Below are 22265 nucleotides of genomic sequence, written 5' to 3' on the forward strand. Positions count from 1 at the left end.
ATGAAGCGCAGGATGTTCCTTGGGGTGGCGGCTGGTGCGTCTCTGGCCGGTTGCGGTTACCGGTCGATCGACGCGGTGTACTCGCAGCCGCCCGGCTCGGTGCCGAAGAAGTACGGCAATCGGGTACGGGTCGTGTTCTGGACCTCGTACGGCGGGGCCAACGGCAAGGCCGTCGACAAACTCGTTGGCAAGTTCAACGATTCGCAGGACGACGTGTTCGTCGAGGTGCAGTTCCAGGGCAGCTACGACGACGTCGCCCAGAAGGTCGCCGCGGCGCTGGTCGCGAAGCAGGCGCCGGATCTCGCGATCCTGTCCGACGTGACCTGGGAACGGTTCTTCCTGAACGAGGCGCTCGAGCCGCTGAACGCGTATTTTACCGACGGGTTCGGGCCGGCCGTGTTCCAGAAGAAGCTGTTCGGCGAGTACGTCGTGAAGGGACAGAGCTGGGCGGTCCCGTTCGCCCGGAGTACGCCGATCCTGTACTACAACAAGGACGCCTTCAAGAAGGCCGGCCTGCCGGACCGGGCGCCGCGGACCTGGAGCGAGCTGCGCTCGTGGGGCCCGGAGCTGTCCAAGGTGCAGGCCGGTGGGCGGTCGATGCGGACGCTGGCGTTCGCGAAGATCGACGGCGACTGGCAGTTCCAGGGCAACGTCTGGCAGTTCGGTGGTGCGTACTCGAAGGGCCTCGACGTCACGATCGACGAGGCCGGTGCGGTCGCGGCCGGCGAGTGGCAGCGGCGGATGGTGCACGACGACAAGCTCGCGTACATGGCACACAGCCCGAGTACCGACTTCGCGAACGGGCTGGTCGCGATGATGCAGGAGTCGACCGGTGGTCTGAAGAGCATGACGACCAAGGCGAAGTTCCCGGTCGGCGTCGGCTTCATCCCGTCCGAGGTCGCGTCCGGGATCGCGACCGGTGGCGGCGGGATCGGGATGATGCGCAACATCACCACCGAACGCAAGCAGGCCGCGGCGACGTTCCTCGAGTTCCTCGCCGAGCCGGAGAACTCGGCGTTCTGGACCACCCAGACCGGGTACTTGCCGGTCGTCGACGCGGCCCAGGACAATCCGGACCTGAAGAAGCTGATCGCCGACAACCCGAACTTCGGCGTCGCGATCGCACAGCTCGCGATCGCCCGCCAGCAGGACGCCATCCGGCTGTACGGGCGGAACGCGAACGTCGAGATCTACACCGGGCTGCAGCAGATCTACTCCGACAACACCCAGCCCAAGAAGGTCTTCGCCGCCGTCGCCAAACGTCTGGACGCGATCGGCGACGAGGTCAAGCGCCTGTACGAGGAGAAGGTTCTGTGACCACGATCATCACCGGCCACCGAGGCGCGGTCGGCGCCGAGCCGGAGAACACGTTGCGATCGTTCCGCCGGGCGGTCGCGGACGGGTGCGACGAGATCGAGCTCGACCTGCGGGTGAGTGCGGACGGCGAGCTCGTGATCATGCACGACGCGACCGTCGACCGGACGACGTCGGGGTCGGGCGAGGTCGCCGCGCTGACGCTCGCCGAACTGCGCGCCCTCGACGCCGGCCTCGGCGAACACATCCCGACCTGGGCGGAGACCGTCGCCGCGATCGACATCCGCATCCAGGCGGAGGTGAAGGCGGAGGCCGCCGTACCGCTCCTCGCGCAATCACTCAAGGCCGACCCGGCGCTCGCGGCGCGCACGCTGGTCACGTCGTTCCACCCCGAGATCCTGCTCGCGATCCGCGAACTGTTCCCGGAGGTCGAGACCGGCCACATCTTCGGCCGCACGCCGGAGGTTGCCGAAGTCATCACCCGCACCCGCGCCGCCGGCGCCACCTGGTCCCTCTGCGGCCTGGCCGGCCTCACCCCGGACGCCGTAGCCGAGCTCCACGCCGCCGGCCTCAAGGTCACAGCCTGGCCCATCCCCGACCCAGCCGCCCTAGCCCAAGCCACCGCCCTGGGCGTCGACGGAATCACCACAGACAACCCCCACCTACTCAACCCGCCGACCTAGCGGACCCCCAGGCCATCACAATCCGCACCTACCGAGCCCGTCGCGCCTGCGGATCGAGCCACTCGCCGATTGTGATGGCCTGGCGACCCGCCCCACCACCGAGCCCGCCGCTCCCAACGCACCCGCCCCCACCCCACCCGCTGGCGGGGGCGGCGCTTGTCACATGTTCCAACGTCTGAATTTGTTCTTCCGTAGAACATAAATGTGTGATCGACTACTCCGCATGGGAATCAGCATCGGTGTGGTCGGGGCGGGGCAGTTCGCTCCGTCGTTCCTGCGGTTGTGGTCGGCGCACCCGGACGTGTCCGAGGTGCGGCTGACCGACGTCGTCCCGGAGCGGACGGCGGAGATGGCCGCGAAGCAGGGCATCACGGTGACGCACACGTCGTTCGAGGAGATGCTCGAGTCGGACGTGCAGGCGGTCGCGATCTTCACACAGCGCTGGCTGCACGGGGAGATGGCGATCAAGGCGCTCGAGGCCGGCAAGCACGTGTACTCCACGGTCCCGATGGCAATCCAGGCGGACCAGATCGCCCGCATCATCGAGCTGGTCAAGGAGACCGGCCTCACCTACATGATGGGTGAGACCAGCTTCTACTACCCGTCGTCGGTCTACTGCCGGCAGAAGCTCGCCGACGGCGCATTCGGCCGGGTGTTCTACTCCGAGGGCGACTACGTCCACGACATGGACCTCGGGTTCTACGCCGCGTACCAGTACTCCGGTGGCGAGGACTGGAAGAAGACCGCGTCCTTCCCGCCGCTGCTCTACCCGACGCATGCGGTCGGCAACGTTCTCTCGGTGACCGGTCAGCACGCCACCCACGTGTCGGCGATCGGCGTCAAGGACGACCGCGGTGACGGCGTCTTCGACAAGGAGATCAGCCAGTTCGACAACGACTTCTCGAACGCGACGGCGCTGTTCAAGCTCGCCGACGGCAGCATCATGCGGACCAACGAGATGCGCCGCGTCGGCTACCCGTCGCACATCCGGGAGTCGCGGCTTCGGGTGTTCGGCACGGAGGGCAGCTTCGAACAGCTCGCCACCACGACGCTCTGGCAGAACAAGCAAGGCGTCGAGGACGTCAGCAACCTGATGGAGACCAGCGCGAGCGGCTCGCACGACGACGCCGACCTGGCGAACGTCGACCCGGCGCTCCGCGACGCGTTCCGCTCCGGGCTGTCCCCGGTCCACGACCGCAGCCGCCTGCCGGCGGAGTTCGCCGGCCTGCACAACGGCCACGAGGGCTCGCACCACTTCCTCGCCGACGACTTCGTCCGCGCGGTCGCCGACAAGACCCTGCCGCCGATCAACGCCTGGGTCTCCGCCCGCTACACCCTGCCCGGCATCTACGCCCACCAGTCCGCCCTCCAGGGCGGCGTCCAGTTGGAGATCCCCGACCACGGCGACGCTCCTGCCTGAACATAAGAACGGGTAGTGGTCGGCTCCAACGGCGACTCGCCAGGCGTGAGCGCCCGCCGATTCCGGCGGATCAGCCGACCACTACCCGTCCTTAGGTACGCCTCCGGCCGATAGCATCCGGTATGGACCTCTTCGCCGGGATTTCCGTCCGTGACTACGAGACGGCCGTCGCCTGGTACGAGAAGCTGCTCGGCGGACCACCGAGTTTCCTGCCGAACGACGTCGAGGCGGTGTGGGAGCTGGGCGAGCACCAGTACCTGTACATCGAGGTCGTTCCGGAACACGCGGGCCACGCGCAGCACACGTTGTTCGTCGAGGACTTCGACGGTGTGCTGAACGGGATCGCCCAGCGCGGGCTCGAGCCGGTGGTGCGTGAGACGTACGAGAACGGCGTGCGGCATGCGACGTTCCTCGACCCGGACGGGAACGAGGTGTCGTACGGCGGGGCGCCGTTGGAGTGATGTTCAGGTGCGGGACTCTCGGGTCGGGTTGCGGCGTGGCGGCGGTGAACGTAGGAACGTCCTATGACCCTGCGACGCCTGGGCCTGTCTGCCCTCTGTCTGTCCCTGACCCTTGGTGGCACCACTGCGGTCGCCACCCCGCCGACCGAGCACCTGCCCCTCGGTCCGGCCAACCTGACCGAGACCCGTGACACCCGGACGATGCAGCCCGGCGTCACCCTGACCACGATCGTCCGCGGCCAGAGCGACACCAGCGCCGGCTGGACGGTCGAGGTCTCGATCCCGTCCTCGTCGCCGGATCCTGATGCGCCCGCGGCCGCGCTGTCCGACGAGGCCGGCGCCAACAAGGCGGCCGACAAGCTGCGTGCCGCGGGCCTCGAGCCGCGCGTTGAGAACGTGCCGACGCCGCGGCTCGCCGACGCGGGCGGTGACAGTCTCGGGTACCGCGTGCGGCTCGGGCTGTTCGCCACCAAGGCGGAGGCCGACGCGTTGCGGACCAAGGTGATCGCGGCCGGGCTGAACGGTTCGAGTCTCTACACCGGTTGGGACGGCGAGCCCGACGACATCGCCGGATCGACCGGCCCGTGGCACGTCCAGGTGCTGACGATCGACCCGAAGAAGTTCCACGGCACGCTCGACGCGACGTACGGACAAGACATCGAGCAGCGCGAGACGACCAGCACGCTGGCGACCCTGACCGGGGCGACGGCCGCGGTGAACGCCGGCTTCTTCGTCCTCGACCCGAAGTCCGGAGCACCCGGTGATCCGGCCGGCATCGGCGTGTACGACGGACGCCTGGTCAGCGAACCGACCAACGGCCGCCCGGCGCTCGTGCTCGGCCCGCGCGGTACGTCGGTCGACCGCTTCACGTGGCGCGGCGAGGTCCGTGGCGTCGGCAAGCCGCTCCCGCTCGACGGCCTGAACCGGGTTCCCGGCCTGATCCGCAACTGCGGTGGCACCGCCGACGATCTGCCGACCGCGAAGCCGATGCACGACACCACGTGCACCGATCCCGACGAGCTGATCGCGTTCGACGCCTCGTACGCCGCACTCACTCCGAGCGGACCGGGCGCCGAGGTGATCCTCGACCGGCGCGGCATGGTCACCGCGGTACGTACCTCCCGAGGTGGTGCGATTCCCGAGGGCGGCCGCACCGTCCAGGCGATCGGCGCGATGGTCGCGCCGCTGCTCGCCGCCGCCAAGGTCGGGAAGTCGTTGTCGATCCGGTCGACGCTGCTCGACGACCACGGGCGCCCGGTCCCGCTGTCGCGCCGTACGACGATCGTGAACGGCGGACCGGAACTGGTCCGCGACGGCCGCATCCACGCGACCGCCGCCGCGGACGGGATGGTGCAGGACACCCCGAGCTTCTACTACGGCTGGGTGCACAAGCGGAACCCGCGCACGATCGCCGGCGTCGACGACCACGGCCGTACCGTCCTGATCACCGCCGACGGCCGCAACGTGAACAGCCTCGGCCTGTCCATCTCCGAGTCCGCCGCGGTCGCGAAGTCCTTCCATTTGCGCGAAGCGATCAACCTCGACGGCGGCGGCTCCACCACGATGGTTGCCGATGGCACCGTCCTCAACACCCCCTCCGACGCCGCCGGCGAACGCCCGGTAGGCGACGCCCTCGTCATCACCAAGTAGCGCTAGGTCACACCTTGGGTGTGGAGCTGCTCGATCGTGTCGAGAAAGGCGTCGCGGTTCGGGTCCTCCACCCCACGCAGTGCGGCGAGTGCGCAAACCGAAGGCGGTAGATCGGCCAACGGGACGGCGAGTACGCCGGGATGCTGGAAGTGCGCCGCGAACGGCGCGACCGTCGGGTGCACAAGGTTGCCGCGGGCAAGGAGATAGAGAAGCTCGGCGTTGTCGTCGACCTCGGCGTCGACGAACCGGATCTGGCGCCCCGAGGGCGTACGGGCCGGGCAGGTCGCCTCGGCCAGTTCGGGGGAGAGCCCGTACGGACGCCTGACGTCGTGATCCGCGAGGTCCTCGATGCTCAGGACGGCGCGGTCGGCGAGCGGATGGGTCCGGCCGACCATGACGACGCGCTGATCCGCGGCGCTCAGCACCGGACCGATGACGATGTCCGGCTGGTCGAGTGGGAGCCGGGTCACGACCAGGTCCACCTCGCGTCGACGCAGCGGACCGAGACGATCATCGAATCCGGTGGTGCTCAGCTCCACCCTGGCCCCGGCGTACGTCGCCTCGAACCGCTCGATCGCTCGACTCAGGACGTCCACGCCGGAGGCTGCGTTCAGCAGACCCAGCCGGACCACACCGGGACCCGAGCTGCGGAACCTGGCCGTTCGGAGGACGCGATCGACGCCTGCCATTGCCGGGATGAGTTCGGCGTACAGCGTGCGTCCGGCATCGGTCAGCTCGACGACGCGGCTGGTCCGGTGGAAGAGCCGTTGGCCGCCGAGCTTCCGTTCGAGGGCGCTCAGCACCTGGCTGACACGTGAAGTCGTGAGGCCGAGCCGGTCGGCCGTACGTCCGAAATGCCGCTCCTCGGCGAGCACCAGGAACAGTCGCAGGTCGCGCATTTCCACGTCGGGCATCGTTGAGCGAGAGTACACGCTGCCTGCAGCAGTTCGGCGTTGATGACGTCTGCGCCCGCTGCGAGGGTTGGGATCATGAAGGTCGGCGAGAAGATCACAGTGGGCGTGCTGACGCCGCACACGGCCGCGGGCGCCGACGTCGAGTTCCCGGAGTTGGCGCCGGGGTTGGTGCGCGTCGAGACCTCACGAGTCCGCCCCGTCGTTGGCGTCGCCCGGGTGGAGGCTCTCCGCGCCCAGGCGGAAGTTCTCGACGATGCCGCGTCGATCCTCTCGCCTGCCGCAGACGTGCTCGGCATTGCCTCGACGAGCTTGGGGTACGCCGTGGGGTACGCCGCCGAGACCGCACTCGTGGAACGACTTCGCGCTCGTTGGGACGTACCGGTGTGCAGCACCAGCCTGTCGGCGGTAGCGGCCCTACGGCTCCGGCAAGTCCGGAGTGTCAGCCTCGTCCATCCGCCGTGGTTCGGGCAGTCGCTCAACGACCTCGGTGCCGAGTACTTCCGCAGCCAAGGTTTCGAGGTTGTCGAAGCTCGACTGGCGGACCTGCCCGACGACCCGGACAAGATCGAGCCGGCGATGGTCGTCGAGTACGTCGCTCAGCACCTGAGTCCGCGGGCCGATGCCGTGTTCCTAGGCGGGAACGGCTTCCGGGCCGCCCGGGCCGTCCACGCGCTGGAGACCCGGACCCGGCGCCTCGTCCTGGAGGCGAACCAGGTCCTGCTCTGGTCGGTCCTGCGCAGCGCCGGAGCACCGACGGCCCTCGCCGCTTTCGGCACGCTGCTCGCCGTAGACAACCGCACGACGAATGCGAGGTAAGTGAGGCGATCAGTCGCGAACGGCGATTTGGTCCAGGGCGGACCAGGGTAGGACTCGGGCGCTGACTGTCGTGCGGCCTTCGAGTTCTGCTCGGAGGAGGCGGTGGATGCCGTCGAGGATGGTCAGGCGGTTGTCTGGGCGACGTACGACGTCGAGGGGGTGGCGGAGATCCGCGGCGAGCGTGCGGTCGTACTGCGCCTGGTAGGTCAGCGGATCGGCCGCAACCTGATGGGGCGTGACCTTGAATGGTCCGTCGTACGCCCAGAACGGGAGGTCGAGGTGGTGGGCCAACTCGGCCACGGGTAGCTCGATCGTCGGCAGGTCGAGGGCGTGCAGCAGGTCGACGTCCCAGTGGAAGTCGAGGATGTACGCCGTCAGTTCGGGCGGGATCGCCAGCGGAAACGGGCGGCGGGTCATTCGTAGAGGCGGCGCAACCGCAGGGTCATCGAGTTCTCGATGTGGCGGGTCATCGCCGACTCGGCGGCGCGCGGGTCGCCGGAGGTGATCGCCTCGACGAGCATCCGGTGTTCGGTGAGGACCTCGGGGCCGATGTCGCGGTCGTAGTGCAGCCGGAAGATGTGCAGGTGGCAGTGGGTCCGCTCGAAGGCCGAGCGGACCTGCTCGCTCCCGGACAGCGACGCGATCAGCGAGTGGAACCGGTTGTCATGCACGGTCAGCGACTTGTACCCGGCGTAGTCGATCGACGTCGGCTCGACCGCGGTCGCCAGCTCGGCCCGCAGTTGCGCGACGCCGTCGGGGGAGATCAGCTCGGCCGCGCGCCGGGCCGCCCACGGCTCGAGCAGGAGCCGGAACCGGTACAGGTCATCGAACTCCTCGAGCGACAGCAGCGGAGTCGCGCGGTAGCCCTTCAACGGCTCCTTGACCGCCAGCCCCTCGGACTCCAGCCGCGCGAGCGCCTCCCGTACGGGGGTCGACGAGACCTGGAACTCGCGGGCCAGCCCGTCGATCGAGATCCGCGCCTCGGGCCGGATGACGTGGTCCATCAGCATCGTCTTGATGGCCTCGTACACGTCGTCGGCGAGCATCTGCCGCCGGAGCAGCCGCCGATCCACCGGCGCCGCACGCTCGCTCATCAGGTTCTCCGGAATCTGGTCTCGGTCTTGACCCCACCGGTCAGGTTTCGGCAGGGTAACACTGGTAATCATGCATCATGCACGATTTCGGCAGGGTCTAGCTATGGGGAGTCGCGAACGATGGTGAGGTTCGAACAGATCGGCGTGCTACCCGAGCCAGGGGACAACGTCGCGATCGCCTCCGCCCGGCTGGAGGCCGGCACCGAGGTCGAGCTCGGGGGGACCACGGTCACGCTGCCACACACGGTGCTCGAAGGGCACCGCTTCGTGGTCACGCCTGTTGCGAAGGGCGACGCCCTGACCTCGTGGAACACCGCGTTCGCGCGCGCGTCCCGCGATCTGGCCCCGGGCGACTACGTCTGTACGCCGACCAGTCTGGCCGCTGTCACCGCCCGGGGTGTGGAGGGCCTGCCGACCGAGCCGTCCACGACCAACGAGCCCTTGGATCCGTACGAGCTGGACGAGTCCGCGCTGTACTTCGGCGCCCAGGTGACGAGCGTCGAGCAGCCCGGTACGTTCCTCGGCTACCCGCGCGAGCAGGGACCGGCCGGCACGCGGAACCACGTCGTCCTGCTGGCGACGAGCTCGCGCAGCAGCGGGTTCGTCACCGAGCTCGCGCGGCGCTTCGACGGTGCAGCCGCGGGTGACGGTGTCGTGCCGGTCGCGCACACCGAGGGTGGCGAGGACGACGTACCGAACAACCTGCACTTCCTGCTCGCGACGCTCGGCGGCTTCACTCTGAACCCGAACGTCGGCGCCGTGCTGATCGTCGACACCGAGGGTGACGTGGTCTCCGGTCAGGCGATCAAGGACTTCCTGGCCGAGCACAACTACCCGTCGATCAAGGTCCCGCACGCGTACTTCACCCGCAGCGCCGGCTTCGAGCACGACCTGACCGCAGCGGGTGCGCTGATCGAGCCGTGGCTGCCGGTGGTGGACGCGCAGCCGCGCGTCGAGGTGCCGCTCGCGGATCTCAAGATCGCCCTGCAGTGCGGCGGAAGTGATGCGTTTTCCGGAATTTCCGCGAACCCGCTGGCCGGCCAGGTCAGCGCGGAAATCATCAGAAACGGCGGTACCGCGGTCCTCGCGGAGACCGACGAACTGATCGGCGCCGAGCCGTACGTGCTGAAGAACGTCCGCGACCTGGCGACCGCGAAACGTTTTCTGGCCACCATCAAGTCGTTCAAGGAACGCGTCGGCTGGCACGGCCACACCGCCGAGGGCAACCCGTCCGGCGGAAACGTGTACCGCGGGCTCTACAACATCGTGCTCAAGTCGATCGGCGCCGCCCGCAAGCTCCCGCGCGAGGTCCGGCTGGATCACGTCATCGACTACGGCGAACCGCTGCCCGGCGACGGATACATCTTCATGGACAGTCCCGGCAACGACCTCGAATCGGTGGCCGGCCAGATCGGCAGCGGCTGCAACCTGATCTTCTTCACCACCGGCAACGGGTCGATCACCAACTTCCCGTTCGTTCCGACGCTGAAGTTCGTCACCACGAGCGCGCGGTACGAGCGGTTGCACGCCGAGATGGACGTCGACGCCGGCAAGTACCTGACCGGTACGTCGATGGCGGACCTGACCGTGGAGACGTTCGACCTCGTCGTCAGGGTGGCATCGGGGGAGAAGAGTGCGGGCGAACGCGCCGGCCACAGCCAGGTGTCGATCTGGCGGAACTGGAAGCAGACCGGTCCGCGGGAAGGCATCTCGATCACCACCGACGGCCGGATGGCGCGCAAGCTCGCCGACCTGCCGATGGAGGACCGCGACGCCCCCCTCGACGGTCTTCCGCACCGCGGCCTGACCTCAGACGGCCGCACCCTCGCCGACCTGCTCAAGGTCGACGATCGGCTGGTCCCTGAGGCCGTCGGCCTGATCCTCCCGACCAGCTTGTGCTCCGGCCAGATCGCCCTGCGGATCGCCGCCCAGGCGGAGCTGGAGAAGTGGGCCGGCCACGCGGTGACCCGGATGGTCGCCCTCCCGCACACCGAGGGCTGCGGCAGCAGCGGCGGCGCGTCCGAGGAGACCTTCGCGCGGATCATGCTCGGCTACCTGCTGCATCCGAACACCCGGATGGCGTTGCTCCTCGAGCACGGCTGCGAGAAGACGCACAACGACTACTTCCGTTCGCGGCTTGTCGAGGCGGGTGCGGATCCGTCGCGCTTCGGCTGGGCGAGCATCCAGGCGGACGGCGGTCTGGATGCGGTCGGTGGCAGGGTCAAGGACTGGTTCAGCAGCTTCGACCTCGCGGACCCGCTGGCGCAGTCCGGTGCTCTCGGCGCGCTCACGATCGGTCTCGAAGCGCGTGGCACGTTCTCCGACGAGACCGCCGAGGCGCTGGCGCTGATCGGCCAGGAGATCGTGGGCTCGGGCGGATCCGTCGTACTGTCGTCGCGTGGCGCACTGCTTGCCCATGACAACTTCCGTACGGCAGCCTTCGGGTCGGCCGACGCGGTCGGGCCGACCGTCGCGCACGGGCAGCGGCTCGCGGCGCCGGGGTGGCACGTGATGCGGATGCCGGGGACAGACTGGATGGAGACCGCGACCGGCTTCGGCGCGACCGGCGTCCAGCAGATCCTCGCGCATGTTGCCGGCGGCACCTTGTCGGCGCAGCGGTTCGTCCCGGTGGTCGAGTTCAGCAACGATCCGGAGACAGTGGCGACGTACGGCGACGACCTGGACGCCGTGGCCACAGGTGCCGCGGCCGAGCAGGCCCGGATCGGGCTGGACACGATCGCCGCTGTCGCCGGCCGCCGGCTCGTGCCGAAGGCGGTTGCCTCCGGCAACATAGGTTTCCAGATCACCCGTGGTCTGCTCGGAACATCGATGTGAGAGGTCTGTCCATGCACCTGGTCCGTTATCTGTCCCCGGTCGACGGCCGTCCGGCCGCTGGTGTCCGCACCGGCGGCACGGTCGCTCAACTCGAAGGGGTGAACAGCTTCGCCGAGCTGCTCCGGCTGCCGCTCGCGGAGCTGAAGGCGGCGACCGCCAAGGTCGGCGGCGAGCTGCCGGCCGAGGGGCTGAAGTTCCTGCCGCCGCTCGACGGGCGCGGTGAGGTGTGGTGCGCGGGCGTGACGTACGAGCGTTCGCGCGGTGCCCGGATGGAGGAGAGCACCGAGCAGTCGGTGTACGACAAGATCTACACCGCCGACCGCCCCGAGCTGTTCCAGAAGGCCCCGGCCTGGCGCGTGGTTGTGGACGGCGAGCCGGTCGGCATCCGCTCCGACTCCGGTCATGACGTCCCCGAGCCGGAGCTGGCGGTCGTTGCCAACAGCCACGGTGAGATCGTCGGCTTCACGATCTGCAACGACATGAGCTCGCGCTCGATCGAGGGCGTGAACCCGCTGTACGTCCCGCAGGCGAAGCTGTTCGCGGGCGGTTGTGCACTCGCGTCCGGGATCCGCCCGGTCTGGGAGGTTCCGAACCCGAAGGCCCTCGGGATCAGCGTGGTCATCACACGTGCCGGCGCCGAGGTGTTCAGCGGCACGACGTCCACCGAGAAGCTCGTCCGGGAGCTGCAGGACCTCATCGACGTACTGTTCCTGCCGAACGACTTCCCCGACGGCGTGATCCTCGCGACCGGCACCGGAATCGTCCCGGAGCTCGACTTCGCGCTCGCCGAGGGTGACGTCATCACGATCACCATCGACGAGCTCGGCACGCTCACCAACACCGTCGCCACCGGCCGCGAACCGTTCGAGTTCCTGGCCACCGACAACCTGGAAGGAATCCGATGACCCCGGGCACCGACCACACGCCAGCCACCGGAGCGGCATCCGCCCCAGCAAGCATCGGCGACACGTCCCCCGCTCAGCTGGAGCAGGCGCTTGCCGCAGCCGCGGCTGCCGCACCCGCCTTCGGTTCCTCGGAGCCCGCCGTGCGGGCCGGGTGGATTCGTGCGGTTGCTGATGCGCTCGACGCCGCCTCCGGGGAATTGGTTCCGATCGCGATGCGGGAGTCGTCGCTGCCCGAAGCGCGCCTGACCGGTGAGGTCGCGCGGAGTACGGGGCAGCTCCGGATGTTTGCCGACGTACTCGAAGAGGGTTCGCTCCTCGAGGTCATCATCGACACCAACGATCCGCAGGCGAAGCCGGTCCCGCGGCCGGATCTGCGCCGCGTCCTCGTACCGCTCGGTCCCGTCCTGGTGTTTGCCGCCAGCAACTTCCCCTTCGCGTTCAGCGTCCCGGGCGGCGACACCGCGTCCGCGCTCGCCGCCGGCTGCCCGGTGATCGTCAAGGCGCATCCGGGCCACCCGGAGCTGTCCGCGCGGACCGCCGAGGTCATGGTCGAGGCACTGAAGGCGGCCGGTGCGCCGGACGGGACGTTCGGTCTGATCACCGGCTTCGACGTCGGCGTCACCGCGCTGAAGGACCCGCGGATCACCGCCGCCGGCTTCACCGGTTCGGTCCCGGCCGGCAAGGCGCTGCACGAGATCGCGGTCACCCGGCCGGAGCCGATCCCGTTCTACGGCGAGCTCGGCAGCCTGAACCCGGTGTTCGTCACGCAGGCCGCGATCGATGCCCGCGGCAAGGACATTGCCAGTGGGTACGTCGGTTCGTTCACGCTCGGCGCCGGACAGTTCTGCACCAAGCCCGGCCTGTTGTTCCTGCCGACCGGCCACGGGCTGCAGGATCAGCTCGTCGACGCGGTCGGCGGCGTAACGCAGGCTCCGATGCTGAACGATCGCATCGAGGGTGGCTTCACGTCCGGCCTCGACCGCCTGCAGAAGGTCGACGGCCTGCGCGTCTGGTCGACAGCCGGCGACGCCGGGACGCCCGGCCCAACGCTGCTCCAGACCACCGTGCCGGAGCTGATCGCCCGCCGCGACGAGATCCTCGAAGAGTGCTTCGGTCCCGTCTCCATCATCGTGGAGTACGACGGCATCGAAGAGCTCAAGCAGGCGCTCGAAGCGTTCGACGGCAACCTCACGGCGACACTGCACGCGGAGGACTCCGATGCCGAGCTCGCTCGTGAACTCCTCCCGCTGCTCACAGCGCGCGCCGGACGCGTGCTGTGGAACGGCTGGCCGACCGGCGTCGCCGTGTCCTGGGCGCAGCATCACGGCGGCCCGTTCCCGTCGACGGTGGGATCGATCCACACCAGCGTCGGCGTCACCGCGGCCCGCCGCTTCCAGCGCCCGGTCGCGTACCAGGACGCGCCTGACGTAGTGCTCCCCGACGTACTGAAGGACTCCAACCCGGCCGGGATCACCCGCCGGGTGAACGGAACCGTGACCACAGGTGAGGTGACGCGATGACGGACGAACCGACCGTTGACGAACCGGATCAGCCCATCGGCCGACGCAGCTTCGACCACTGGTTCGGGGAGAAGGGGCGCAACGGGTTCATCCACCGCTCGTGGATGAAGTCGCAGGGCTTCTCCGAGGAGGCGTTCGACGGACGCCCGGTGATCGGGATCTGCAACACCTGGTCCGAGCTCACCCCGTGCAACGCGCACCTGCGCCGGCTGGCCGAGTCGGTCAAGCGCGGCGTCTGGCAGGCCGGCGGATTCCCGCTGGAGTTCCCGGTGATGTCGCTCGGCGAGACGCTGCTGCGGCCGACCGCGATGCTGTTCCGCAACCTGCTCAGCATGGACGTCGAGGAGTCACTGCGCGGCAACCCGCTGGACGGTGTGGTGCTGCTGACCGGGTGCGACAAGACCACGCCCGGCTCGATCATGGGCGCGGCCAGCGTCGACCTGCCGACGATCGTCGTCACCGGCGGTCCGATGTTGAACGGTAAATTCCGCGGCTGCGACATCGGCTCCGGTACGGCCGTGTGGCGCTTCACGCAGGACCTGAACGCCGGGCGGATGTCCGCCGACGACTTCGCCGCGGCCGAGGCCGGGCAGTCCCGCAGCAACGGGCACTGCATGACCATGGGCACTGCCTCCACGATGGCCTGCATGGCGGAGGCACTCGGCCTGCAGCTGACCGGTTCCGCCGCGATCCCCGCGGTGGATTCCCGTCGGTACGTCGTCGCGCAGAAGTCCGGGCAGCGGATCGTCGAGATGGTCAAGGAAGACCTGAAGATCAGCGACATCCTGACCCGGGACGCGTTCGCGAACGCGGTCCGCGCGAACGCCGCGATCGGCGGCTCGACGAACTTCGTCATCCACCTGCTCGCGATCGCCGGCCGGATCGGCGTCGACGTGACGCTCGACGACATCGACGAGTGGGCGCGGGGCGTGCCGTGGCTCGTCGACCTGCAGCCGTCCGGCAAGTACCTGATGGAGGACTTCTACTACGCCGGCGGCCTGCCCGCCGTACTGAAGGAGATCCTGCCACTGCTCAAGACCGAGGCGATCACCGTCACCGGCAAGACCATCGGCGAGAACGTCGCGAACGCGGAACGGATCGAGGCGACGTACCCCGGCGCCCCGGCCGGCAGCGAGACGTACGCGGTGATCCGCCCGGTCGGCGATCCGCTCGGCAGCGGCGCCGGAACGGCCGTACTGAAGGGGAATCTGGCGCCGGACGGTGCGGTCATCAAGCAGTCGGCCGCGTCCGAGCGGCTGTCGCGGCACCGGGGCAAGGCGTTGGTGTTCAGCAGCATCGAGGAGTACGACAAGGCGGTCGAGGATCCGGATCTCGACGTCGACGAGGACACCGTGCTCGTGCTGCAGAACGCTGGTCCTCGTGGGTATCCGGGGATGCCCGAGGTCGGCAACATGACGATCCCGCGGAAGCTCGCCGAGATCGGCGTGGACGACATGGTGCGGATCTCGGACGCGCGGATGAGTGGTACGGCGTACGGCACCGTGGTGCTGCACGTCACGCCGGAGGCGGCTGTGGGCGGGCCGTTGGCGCTGGTACGGACCGGGGACTGGATCGAGCTGGACGTACCGGCGCGGCGGCTGCACCTCGACGTACCGGACGAGGAACTGGAGAAGCGCCGGGCCGACTGGCAGCCACCCACACCCCCGACCGACCGCGGCTGGGCCCGCCTCTACGTCGACCACGTAACCCAAGCCAACAAGGGCTGCGACCTCGACTTCCTGGTAGGCCGAACCGGCTCCACCGTAGCCCGTCAGAGCCACTGATGAACTGGGGACCTTTCGAGGCCGTCCGGGGGTTGCGCCCGGACGGCCAGCTCCCGCAGGTGACTCCGGTTCGGCGGATCCTCTCGGATCTGCCGTCCTCGGCGGATGTGTACGGCGACGCGCGCACCGCTCTCGAACCGCTGCGAGAGCGGATCCAACCCGGCGCTCGGATCGCGGTCACAGCGGGCAGCCGCGGCATCCACGACCTCGTACCAGTGGTCAAAGCAGCCGTGGACTGGCTCCGGGACGCCGGCGCATCACCGTTCGTCACACCGGCAATGGGATCGCACGGCGGCGCAACCGCCGACGGCCAGCGCGAGATGCTCGAGGGCCTCGGCATCACCTCAGAATCCGTTGGCTGCCCCATCGAAGCAACGATGGAAACGGTGCTCGTCGGCACCCTGCCCGACGGCACCGAGGTCCATCACGACGCGATCACCACCAAGGCGGACGGCGTCCTCCTGGTGAACCGCGTCAAGCAGCACACCGACTTCCACGGCCCGATCGAGAGCGGCATCGCCAAGATCCTCGCGATCGGCCTCGGCAACCATCGCGGCGCGGCCTCCCTGCATGCCGGCGGCATCCCGTCGCTCGGCGGCAACATCGAGGCCGCCGCCAAGATGATCGTTGCACAAGGCAAAATCCTCGGCGGCCTCGCGATCTTGGAGAACGCCCTCGAACAAACCGCCGCCGTCGAGTTCCTCGAACCCGACGGCATCGCAGGCCCGGCCGAGAACGCCTTGCTGCAAAGGGCATCCAGCCTGCTGGGCCGCCTGCCGTTCGACGAACTCGACGTGCTGGTGATCGACGAGCTCGGCAAGGACAAGTCCGGCGCCGGCATGGACACCAACGTCATCGGCCGCTGCTGGGTGCACGGGATTCCCGAGTTCGAGTCGCCGAACATCGCCGCGATCAGCGTGCACTCGCTGTCGCCGGCCTCGCACGGGAACGCGTCCGGCCTCGGTCTGGCCGACGTCGTCCCGGCGCGTCTGCTCGAGCAGATCGACCTGCGGGCGAGTTACGTGAACGCGCTGACCTCCGGCGCGGGCGGTGCGCGCCGTTCGCGATTGCCGATGGTGATGGAGGACGACGAGGCTGCCGTACTGGCAGCGGTGACGATGTGCGGACGACGGCATTGGTCCGAGCTCCGGCTGGCCCGGATCAAGGACACGCTGTCGCCGAACGAGCTGATGGTGACACCGGCCCTGCTGACCGAGGCGGCCGAACGATTCGACCTGGAGATCACCGGTACGGCGCGGAGCCTGACGTCGGCCGGCCGACTCGGACCTTGGAGCGACAGATGAACCTTCGCGAAGCACGTGCCCTGCTCGCCGACCGCGGCTTCCGGCCGGGGGACACGTCGGCGAAGACCTTCCCGGACGGCTCGCCGTACAAGGTGGAGATCCCGTCCTGCGAGGGCCCGCGGGTGATGACCGCTGTCATGGAGGAGGCCGCCGCACGTGGGGTGAAGGTCGACCGGGTGTCGCAGGGCAGCGGCGTGATGATGCTGACCGACAGCGAGATCGAGGAGATGCTGTCGCTCGGCACAGCGTCCGGTGTCGAGGTCTGCCTCTTCCTCGGGCCGCGTGGATCGTGGGACATCGGTGGTCAGGCCAAGGTTTCGGCCGCTGTCGGTGGCGTTGCTCGCGGCAACGAGCAGGTCGCGGCGTCGTTGTGCGATGCGTTCCGCGCGGTCGAGCTCGGCGTACGGAGCCTGCTGGTCGGCGACATCGGCGTACTGGAGATCCTTGGCCAGCTGAAGATCGAGGGCGAGCTGCCGGCGGATCTGGTACTGAAGACATCGGTGCTGATGCCGTTGCCCAACGCACCGACCGCCCGACTGTACGAGCGCCTCGGGGCAACCAGTCTGAACGTTTCGACCGACCTGCCGGTGCCCTTGCTCGCAGAGATTCGGTCGGTGACGACGGTGCCGATCGACATGTACATCGAGGTTCCCGACGACCAGGGCGGTCACGTCCGCTTCTATGAAGTACCGGAGATCGTGCGCCTTGCGGCACCGGTGTATTTGAAGATGGGGCTGCGGAACGCTCCGAACATCTACCCGGTCGGCGCCCACCTCGCCGGTACGGCGGAAGCTCTCGGGCGTGAACGGGTCCGCCGCGCCGAGCTGATCCTCCGGTTGCTCGCGGAGCAAGATGAAGGATGAGCTGGTAGACCGGCTCCGGTCGGTCCTCGACGACGTTGTCGACGATCCGGACGTCCTGGACGGTCACCGCAATGATCACGCGACCTTCTGTACGGCGGGTACGCCGCGGGCCCTCGTACGACCAGCGTCGACCACCGAGGTACAGGCGGTCCTGAAGGTTGCGTCCGAGCTGCGCGTCCCGGTGGTGACGCAGGGCGCGCGGACCGGATTGTCCGGGGCCGCGAACGCGATCGACGGGTGCTTGCTGCTGTCGACCGCGCGGTTGGACCGGATCCTGGAAATCTCCGCCGAGGACCAGGTGGCCGTCGTCCAGCCGGGCGTGGTGAACGCGGCGTTGTCCCGCGCTGTTCTGGAGCAGGACCTGTTCTACCCGCCGGACCCGTCGTCGTGGGAGATGTCGACGATCGGCGGGAACATCGCGACCAACGCGGGCGGGCTGTGCTGCGTGAAGTACGGCGTGACGTCGGACTTCATCCGCGGTCTGGAGGTCGTACTGGCGTCCGGTGAGGTGGTTCGCACCGGCCGGCGGGCGGCGAAGGGCGTCGCCGGGTACGACCTGACGCGGCTGATCGTCGGGTCCGAGGGAACGCTCGGTGTGGTCACCGAGGCAACGTTGGCGCTGCGTCCCGCCCCCGAAGCCGCACTGACCGCCGCGGCGACCTTCCTGACGATCGAGGACGGCATCGCGGCCGCCGCCGCGGTGATGGCGTCCGGCCTGCGTCCCTCGCTGCTGGAGTTCCTGGATCAGCCAACGTTGCGGGCGATCCAGGACTATCGGGACATGGGTCTCCCCAAGGACGTCGGGTCGATGCTGCTCGCGCAGTCCGATCGGGGAGCACGCGCCGCTGACGACGTCGCGCGGATCGCGGCGATCTGTTCCGCGCACGGCGCGATCGACGTCGCCGAGGCGTCGGACGCGGAGGAGTCGCGGATGCTGCTCGAGGCCCGTCGACTCGTGAACTCGGCGCTGGAGCCGCTCGGCGTCACGCTGATCGACGATGTCTCCGTACCGCGCTCGCAGCTGGTCGCGTTGCTCCGTGGCATCGCGGACATCGGCTCGAAGTACGGCGTACTGATTTGTTGCCCAGGGCACGTTGGTGACGGGAACATGCACCCGACTGTGGTCTTCGACCGGAACGATGCGGAGGCCGAGGCACGGGCGCTGCAGGCGTTCGGCGCGGTGATGGAGCTGGGTTTGCGGCTCGGTGGGACGATCACCGGCGAGCACGGGATCGGTACGTTGAAGGCGAGCTGGCTGGAGACCGAGCTCGGTCCGGTCGGCCTCGAACTGCACCGCCGCGTCAAGGCTGCGTTCGATCCGCTGAACCTGCTCAATCCGGGAAAGGTCCTGTTGTGATGGACGCGTCCGCGGTCCGTCCGTCGGCGCGACAGCTGGCGTGGCAGCGGCAGGAGCTGACTGCATTCGTACACTTCGGACCGAACACGTTCACCGACCTGGAGTGGGGGACCGGGCTGGACGACCCGGCAGCGTTCGCACCGACGGCTCTGGATTGCGCGCAGTGGGTCTCCACGCTGGTGGGCGCGGGGTTCAAAAGTGTGATTCTGACGGCGAAGCACCACGACGGGTTCTGTCTGTGGCCGAGCAAGTACGTCGATCACACGGTTGCGGCGGCATACCGCCGCGATGTGGTGGGGGAGTTGTCGGCCGCATGTCAGGCGGGCGGGCTCGGGTTCGGGATCTACCTGTCGCCGGCGGACCTGCACCAGGAGAAGCGCGACGGTGGGTACTACGGCAACGGGAGTCCGGCCGTTGCATCGCGGATCGGCGATGTCGAGTACGTCGTCGACGACTACAACCGGTTCTACCTGAACCAGTTGCACGAGCTGCTGACCTCGTACGGGCCGATCGCCGAGGTTTGGCTGGATGGCGCGAACCCGACGAGTACTGCGCAGACGTACGCGTTCGAGGACTGGTTCGATCTGATCCGGCGGCTGGCGCCGGATGCGACGATCGCGGTCGGCGGGCCGGACGTGCGGTGGGTCGGCAACGAAGACGGGTTCGCGCGGGAGACCGAGTGGAGCGTCGTGCCGTTCGCGAACGGGTCAATGGTCGCGGCGCAATCGGCTGTTGACGTGGCCGGGCCCGAGCAGCTGGCGCAGGCCGATGAGCTGCGGTGGTACCCGGCAGAGGTCGACGTGTCGATCCGGCCCGGCTGGTTCTACCACGCGTCCGAGGACGCGGCCGTGAAGCCGCTCACCGAACTCCTGGACATCTATCGCAAATCGGTGGGCCGCAACGCTGTCCTTCTCCTCAACGTCCCACCCGACCGCTGTGGCTTGTTCGCCGACGCTGACGTCGAGGTGCTGACGGCCTTCGGTGCCGCGGTGCGGGAGTACTACGACACGAATCTGGTGCTTCCGGCAACCATCAACGTACTGGACCTCCGGGAGAACATCGCTGGGGGACAGCAGATCGAGTCCTTCGCGGTGGATGCACTCGTCGACGGCTCGTGGCACGAGATCTTGAGCGGCACCACGGTCGGCCATCGCCGGCTGCTGCCGCTGAACGAGCCGCTGTCAGTCGACGACGTGCGTCTCCGCATCCTGTCGTCCCGCGGCGAGGCTGAGGTCTCGCTCGCGGTGCACTTCGATCCGTACGTCCCCCTGCCAGGAGTCGAACCAGGAACCGAGCCTTCGGAGGGCCCGGTGTGATTCCGTCACCAGGGGGTTCAGGTGCTCTAACGACAGGTAGTACACCGGCGAGACGGTGTACGCACGAGCAGATTTACGCTCAGGTGTACTAGGTCCGCACCGAGTACTACCTGTCCTTACGTTCATTACTCCTGGACTGAGACCACCCGGATCCAGTCGGAGCAGTCGGCTTCGCACCACACGTGATCCCCACGGTGCGCGATCCGGTCGCGCTGCTCATGCCCGCAGGCGAGCAGCACCCGTCGCATCGAGTGCCCTTGCTGGACCGGAGCACCGGTCCTGCCACGAGGCACTCGCTTCCTGTTCCTGAGGTCGGCCACGGCCGGTCCTCCTCTCTTTGTCCTGGTTGTTGCTGTTGCGTGCAGAAGGCAGGATTCGAACCTGCTAGGCCCAAAGGCAACGGGTTTACAGCCCGCCCCGCCCCTCCCACGACGGCGCTCCTGCAAGATCGTGCGTACCCCGTACCGGATTCGAACCGGTGATCTCCTGGTTGAGAACCAGGCGTCCTGACCGCTAGACGAACGGGGCCTGGCAGGGTGGCCGGTCCTTCCCGGCCACCCAGCGGTGAGAGTGAGATTCGAACTCACGAGCCGACATGCCAGCCGACCGACGGTTTAGCAAACCGCTGCCCCTACCAACAGGCGACCCCACCAACCACCGCCCGCACGCACGGGCGGCCGTCACCAACCGCCGCCCGCCGTCTCCCCTGTGGACGACGGGCGGCTGTGGATAACTTCCTCGCCCACCCACCCCGCGCCTATACACTTAGTGCAAAGGAAGGGGGGCGCGGCGGGCGTACGACGTACCTCGTCCAGCTCCCCGAAAGTCCGCCGAACGCCGAACGCCGAACGCCTTTACCCCTTGACGCAGATGACCTGCTTGAGGTGGGCGACGACCTCGACCAGGTCGGACTGGGCGGCGATGACCGAGTCGATGTCCTTGTAGGCGGCCGGGATCTCGTCGACGACGCCGGCGTCCTTGCGGGACTCGACACCTGCCGTTTGCTCGACCAGATCAGCGACCGTGTACCGGCGCTTCGCCTCGTTGCGACTCATCCGCCGGCCCGCCCCGTGTGAGGCCGAGTAGAACGACCGCTCCGAACCCAGCCCACGCACGACGTACGAACCGGTGCCCATCGACCCCGGAATCAGCCCGAGGTCCCCACGCCCGGCCCGGATGGCACCCTTGCGGGTCACCAGCAGGTCAAGCCCGTCGAACTGCTCCTCGGCCACGTAGTTGTGGTGGCACGAGATCGGCTGCTCGAACCGTACGTCGACCTCGAACGACTCCCGCACGGCCCGCATCACGAGGGCGAGCATCACAGCCCGGTTCCGGGCGGCGTACTCCTGCGCCCACGTGAGGTCGCGACGGTACGAGTCCATCTCCGGCGTACCGGACAGGAACACGGCGAGATCGCGGTCCGGGAGGTCTGCGTTGTGCGGCAGGTCCCGGGCGATCCGCATGTGTCGTTCGGCGAGTTCCTTGCCGATGTTCCGGCTGCCGGAGTGCAGCATCAGCCAGACCCGGTCCTCGTCGTCCAGGCATACCTCGATGAAGTGGTTGCCACCACCCAGCGAGCCCATCTGCTGCTTGGCCTTGCGTTCCCGGTCCTGCACACCGTCGTGCAGACTCGTGAAAGCGCCCCACAGCTTGTCCCACGGACGCGGGTCCAGACCGAGCCGGCGTACGCCGACAGCGTCCTCGTGCGCCCGGAAACCGACCGGTACGGCGGCCTCGATCCGGGAACGGATCGCCGACAGGTCGTCCGGCAGGTCCGCGGCCGTCAGCGAGGTCAGGACACCTTCCATCCCGCACCCGATGTCGACGCCGACTGCGGCCGGCGACACGGCCTGGTACATGGCGATCACGGACCCGACGGTGGCGCCCTTGCCGAGGTGTACGTCCGGCATCACCCGGACCCCGTGGACCCACGGCAGTGCGGCGATGTTCCGCAGCTGCTGCAGGGCCTTGGCGTCCACCTCGTACTCCTGGGCCCACATGAGCGTGGAGCTCTTGGCCCCACTCAGCT

The 22265-nt window shown here is 68.5% G+C and carries 18 protein-coding genes and 3 tRNA genes; 14 read left to right on the forward strand and 7 right to left on the reverse strand.

Annotated features, from left to right (window positions below; all coding sequences use genetic code 11):
- The 5 genes from ACGFI6_RS12945 (at position 1) to ACGFI6_RS12965 (ending at position 5528) form a co-directional block, all read left to right on the forward strand.
- Positions 1 to 1317: an ABC transporter substrate-binding protein gene (locus ACGFI6_RS12945; protein WP_393117906.1), complete on the forward strand. Its 1317-nt coding sequence runs from the start codon at positions 1 to 3 to the stop codon at positions 1315 to 1317.
- Positions 1314 to 1997 (forward strand): glycerophosphodiester phosphodiesterase, encoded by a 684-nt coding sequence (locus ACGFI6_RS12950; protein WP_393117908.1) that lies wholly within the window; start codon positions 1314 to 1316, stop codon positions 1995 to 1997. The genes ACGFI6_RS12945 and ACGFI6_RS12950 overlap by 4 nt, the downstream gene beginning before the upstream one ends.
- 223 nt (positions 1998 to 2220) lie before the next feature.
- A complete protein-coding gene (locus ACGFI6_RS12955) occupies positions 2221 to 3417 on the forward strand; it encodes a Gfo/Idh/MocA family protein (protein WP_393117909.1) in 1197 nt (398 codons plus the stop codon).
- Positions 3418 to 3539: 122 nt separating this feature from the next.
- Positions 3540 to 3878 (forward strand): VOC family protein, encoded by a 339-nt coding sequence (locus ACGFI6_RS12960; RefSeq protein ID WP_393117911.1) that lies wholly within the window; start codon positions 3540 to 3542, stop codon positions 3876 to 3878.
- A 63-nt stretch (positions 3879 to 3941) separates the two neighbouring features.
- Positions 3942 to 5528 carry a phosphodiester glycosidase family protein gene (locus ACGFI6_RS12965; RefSeq protein ID WP_393117913.1) on the forward strand — a complete coding sequence of 529 codons (1587 nt, stop codon included), beginning with the start codon at positions 3942 to 3944 and terminating at the stop codon, positions 5526 to 5528.
- A 2-nt stretch (positions 5529 to 5530) separates the two neighbouring features.
- Here the strand turns inward: ACGFI6_RS12965 and ACGFI6_RS12970 are convergent, their stop codons facing one another.
- Complete coding sequence (locus ACGFI6_RS12970; protein ID WP_393117915.1) at positions 5531 to 6442, reverse strand: LysR family transcriptional regulator; 912 nt, start codon at positions 6440 to 6442, stop codon at positions 5531 to 5533.
- Positions 6443 to 6517: 75 nt separating this feature from the next.
- Here ACGFI6_RS12970 and ACGFI6_RS12975 point away from each other — a divergent pair, with 75 nt between their 5' ends.
- A complete protein-coding gene (locus ACGFI6_RS12975; protein ID WP_393117917.1) occupies positions 6518 to 7258 on the forward strand; it encodes a hypothetical protein in 741 nt (246 codons plus the stop codon).
- A gap of 9 nt (positions 7259 to 7267) precedes the next feature.
- On the opposite strand, the gene ACGFI6_RS12980 is transcribed toward ACGFI6_RS12975, so the two are convergent.
- Both ACGFI6_RS12980 and ACGFI6_RS12985 read right to left on the reverse strand, forming a co-directional pair.
- On the reverse strand, positions 7268 to 7675 hold the full coding sequence (locus ACGFI6_RS12980) for a hypothetical protein (protein WP_393117919.1): 408 nt from the start codon (positions 7673 to 7675) through the stop codon (positions 7268 to 7270).
- A complete protein-coding gene (locus tag ACGFI6_RS12985) occupies positions 7672 to 8352 on the reverse strand; it encodes a GntR family transcriptional regulator (RefSeq protein ID WP_393117921.1) in 681 nt (226 codons plus the stop codon). Before ACGFI6_RS12985 ends, ACGFI6_RS12980 begins: the two co-directional genes overlap by 4 nt.
- A 120-nt stretch (positions 8353 to 8472) precedes the next feature.
- Here ACGFI6_RS12985 and ACGFI6_RS12990 point away from each other — a divergent pair, with 120 nt between their 5' ends.
- Genes ACGFI6_RS12990 through ACGFI6_RS13025 form a run of 8 tightly spaced genes read left to right on the forward strand, consistent with a single transcriptional unit; the run spans position 8473 to position 20236 of the window.
- Entirely contained in the window at positions 8473 to 11187 is a 2715-nt protein-coding gene (locus ACGFI6_RS12990; RefSeq protein ID WP_393117923.1) for a UxaA family hydrolase, read from the forward strand.
- 11 nt (positions 11188 to 11198) lie between these two features.
- On the forward strand, positions 11199 to 12092 hold the full coding sequence (locus tag ACGFI6_RS12995; protein WP_393117925.1) for a fumarylacetoacetate hydrolase family protein: 894 nt from the start codon (positions 11199 to 11201) through the stop codon (positions 12090 to 12092).
- Positions 12089 to 13612, forward strand: a complete 1524-nt coding sequence (locus ACGFI6_RS13000; RefSeq protein ID WP_393117927.1) for an aldehyde dehydrogenase (NADP(+)) — start codon at positions 12089 to 12091, stop codon at positions 13610 to 13612. The genes ACGFI6_RS12995 and ACGFI6_RS13000 overlap by 4 nt, the downstream gene beginning before the upstream one ends.
- Positions 13609 to 15396, forward strand: coding sequence for an IlvD/Edd family dehydratase (locus tag ACGFI6_RS13005; RefSeq protein WP_393117929.1), 1788 nt, complete (start codon positions 13609 to 13611; stop codon positions 15394 to 15396). The genes ACGFI6_RS13000 and ACGFI6_RS13005 overlap by 4 nt, the downstream gene beginning before the upstream one ends.
- Positions 15396 to 16700, forward strand: coding sequence for a DUF2088 domain-containing protein (locus tag ACGFI6_RS13010; protein ID WP_393117930.1), 1305 nt, complete (start codon positions 15396 to 15398; stop codon positions 16698 to 16700). Before ACGFI6_RS13005 ends, ACGFI6_RS13010 begins: the two co-directional genes overlap by 1 nt.
- The gene (locus ACGFI6_RS13015; protein WP_393117932.1) at positions 16697 to 17563 is read left to right on the forward strand and encodes a U32 family peptidase; all 867 of its coding nucleotides are present in this window, start codon (positions 16697 to 16699) and stop codon (positions 17561 to 17563) included. Before ACGFI6_RS13010 ends, ACGFI6_RS13015 begins: the two co-directional genes overlap by 4 nt.
- Positions 17553 to 18920, forward strand: a complete 1368-nt coding sequence (locus ACGFI6_RS13020; RefSeq protein ID WP_393117934.1) for an FAD-binding oxidoreductase — start codon at positions 17553 to 17555, stop codon at positions 18918 to 18920. Before ACGFI6_RS13015 ends, ACGFI6_RS13020 begins: the two co-directional genes overlap by 11 nt.
- On the forward strand, positions 18920 to 20236 hold the full coding sequence (locus ACGFI6_RS13025; protein ID WP_393117936.1) for an alpha-L-fucosidase: 1317 nt from the start codon (positions 18920 to 18922) through the stop codon (positions 20234 to 20236). Before ACGFI6_RS13020 ends, ACGFI6_RS13025 begins: the two co-directional genes overlap by 1 nt.
- A gap of 360 nt (positions 20237 to 20596) precedes the next feature.
- On the opposite strand, the gene ACGFI6_RS13030 is transcribed toward ACGFI6_RS13025, so the two are convergent.
- The 4 genes from ACGFI6_RS13030 to ACGFI6_RS13045 form a co-directional block, all read right to left on the reverse strand.
- Positions 20597 to 20680 (reverse strand) — tRNA-Tyr (locus ACGFI6_RS13030).
- 11 nt (positions 20681 to 20691) lie between these two features.
- Positions 20692 to 20764, reverse strand: a tRNA-Glu gene (locus ACGFI6_RS13035).
- Positions 20765 to 20798: 34 nt separating this feature from the next.
- A tRNA-Ser gene (locus tag ACGFI6_RS13040) sits at positions 20799 to 20888 on the reverse strand.
- Positions 20889 to 21090: 202 nt separating this feature from the next.
- On the reverse strand, positions 21091 to 22236 hold the full coding sequence (locus tag ACGFI6_RS13045; RefSeq protein ID WP_393118122.1) for an RtcB family protein: 1146 nt from the start codon (positions 22234 to 22236) through the stop codon (positions 21091 to 21093).
- Between the last annotated feature and the right edge of the window lie 29 nt (positions 22237 to 22265).

Origin of the sequence: Kribbella sp. NPDC048928, from assembly GCF_043197975.1 — a bacterium.
Classification (GTDB): Bacteria; Actinomycetota; Actinomycetes; order Propionibacteriales; family Kribbellaceae; genus Kribbella.

What these genes read in the sequence shown, in the direction of transcription:
- ACGFI6_RS13000 (WP_393117927.1), top strand. Translation starts at nt 12,089, where the DNA reads ATGACCCCGGGCACCGACCACACGCCAGCCACCGGAGCGGCATCCGCC.
- ACGFI6_RS12965 (WP_393117913.1), top strand. Translation starts at nt 3,942, where the DNA reads ATGACCCTGCGACGCCTGGGCCTGTCTGCCCTCTGTCTGTCCCTGACC.
- ACGFI6_RS12970 (WP_393117915.1), bottom strand. Translation starts at nt 6,442, where the DNA reads ATGCCCGACGTGGAAATGCGCGACCTGCGACTGTTCCTGGTGCTCGCC.
- ACGFI6_RS12955 (WP_393117909.1), top strand. Translation starts at nt 2,221, where the DNA reads ATGGGAATCAGCATCGGTGTGGTCGGGGCGGGGCAGTTCGCTCCGTCG.
- ACGFI6_RS13020 (WP_393117934.1), top strand. Translation starts at nt 17,553, where the DNA reads ATGAAGGATGAGCTGGTAGACCGGCTCCGGTCGGTCCTCGACGACGTT.
- ACGFI6_RS13010 (WP_393117930.1), top strand. Translation starts at nt 15,396, where the DNA reads ATGAACTGGGGACCTTTCGAGGCCGTCCGGGGGTTGCGCCCGGACGGC.
- ACGFI6_RS12995 (WP_393117925.1), top strand. Translation starts at nt 11,199, where the DNA reads ATGCACCTGGTCCGTTATCTGTCCCCGGTCGACGGCCGTCCGGCCGCT.
- ACGFI6_RS12960 (WP_393117911.1), top strand. Translation starts at nt 3,540, where the DNA reads ATGGACCTCTTCGCCGGGATTTCCGTCCGTGACTACGAGACGGCCGTC.
- ACGFI6_RS12990 (WP_393117923.1), top strand. Translation starts at nt 8,473, where the DNA reads ATGGTGAGGTTCGAACAGATCGGCGTGCTACCCGAGCCAGGGGACAAC.
- ACGFI6_RS12980 (WP_393117919.1), bottom strand. Translation starts at nt 7,675, where the DNA reads ATGACCCGCCGCCCGTTTCCGCTGGCGATCCCGCCCGAACTGACGGCG.
- ACGFI6_RS13045 (WP_393118122.1), bottom strand. Translation starts at nt 22,236, where the DNA reads ATGTGGGCCCAGGAGTACGAGGTGGACGCCAAGGCCCTGCAGCAGCTG.
- ACGFI6_RS12985 (WP_393117921.1), bottom strand. Translation starts at nt 8,352, where the DNA reads ATGAGCGAGCGTGCGGCGCCGGTGGATCGGCGGCTGCTCCGGCGGCAG.
- ACGFI6_RS13025 (WP_393117936.1), top strand. Translation starts at nt 18,920, where the DNA reads ATGGACGCGTCCGCGGTCCGTCCGTCGGCGCGACAGCTGGCGTGGCAG.
- ACGFI6_RS13015 (WP_393117932.1), top strand. Translation starts at nt 16,697, where the DNA reads ATGAACCTTCGCGAAGCACGTGCCCTGCTCGCCGACCGCGGCTTCCGG.
- ACGFI6_RS12945 (WP_393117906.1), top strand. Translation starts at nt 1, where the DNA reads ATGAAGCGCAGGATGTTCCTTGGGGTGGCGGCTGGTGCGTCTCTGGCC.
- ACGFI6_RS12975 (WP_393117917.1), top strand. Translation starts at nt 6,518, where the DNA reads ATGAAGGTCGGCGAGAAGATCACAGTGGGCGTGCTGACGCCGCACACG.
- ACGFI6_RS13005 (WP_393117929.1), top strand. Translation starts at nt 13,609, where the DNA reads ATGACGGACGAACCGACCGTTGACGAACCGGATCAGCCCATCGGCCGA.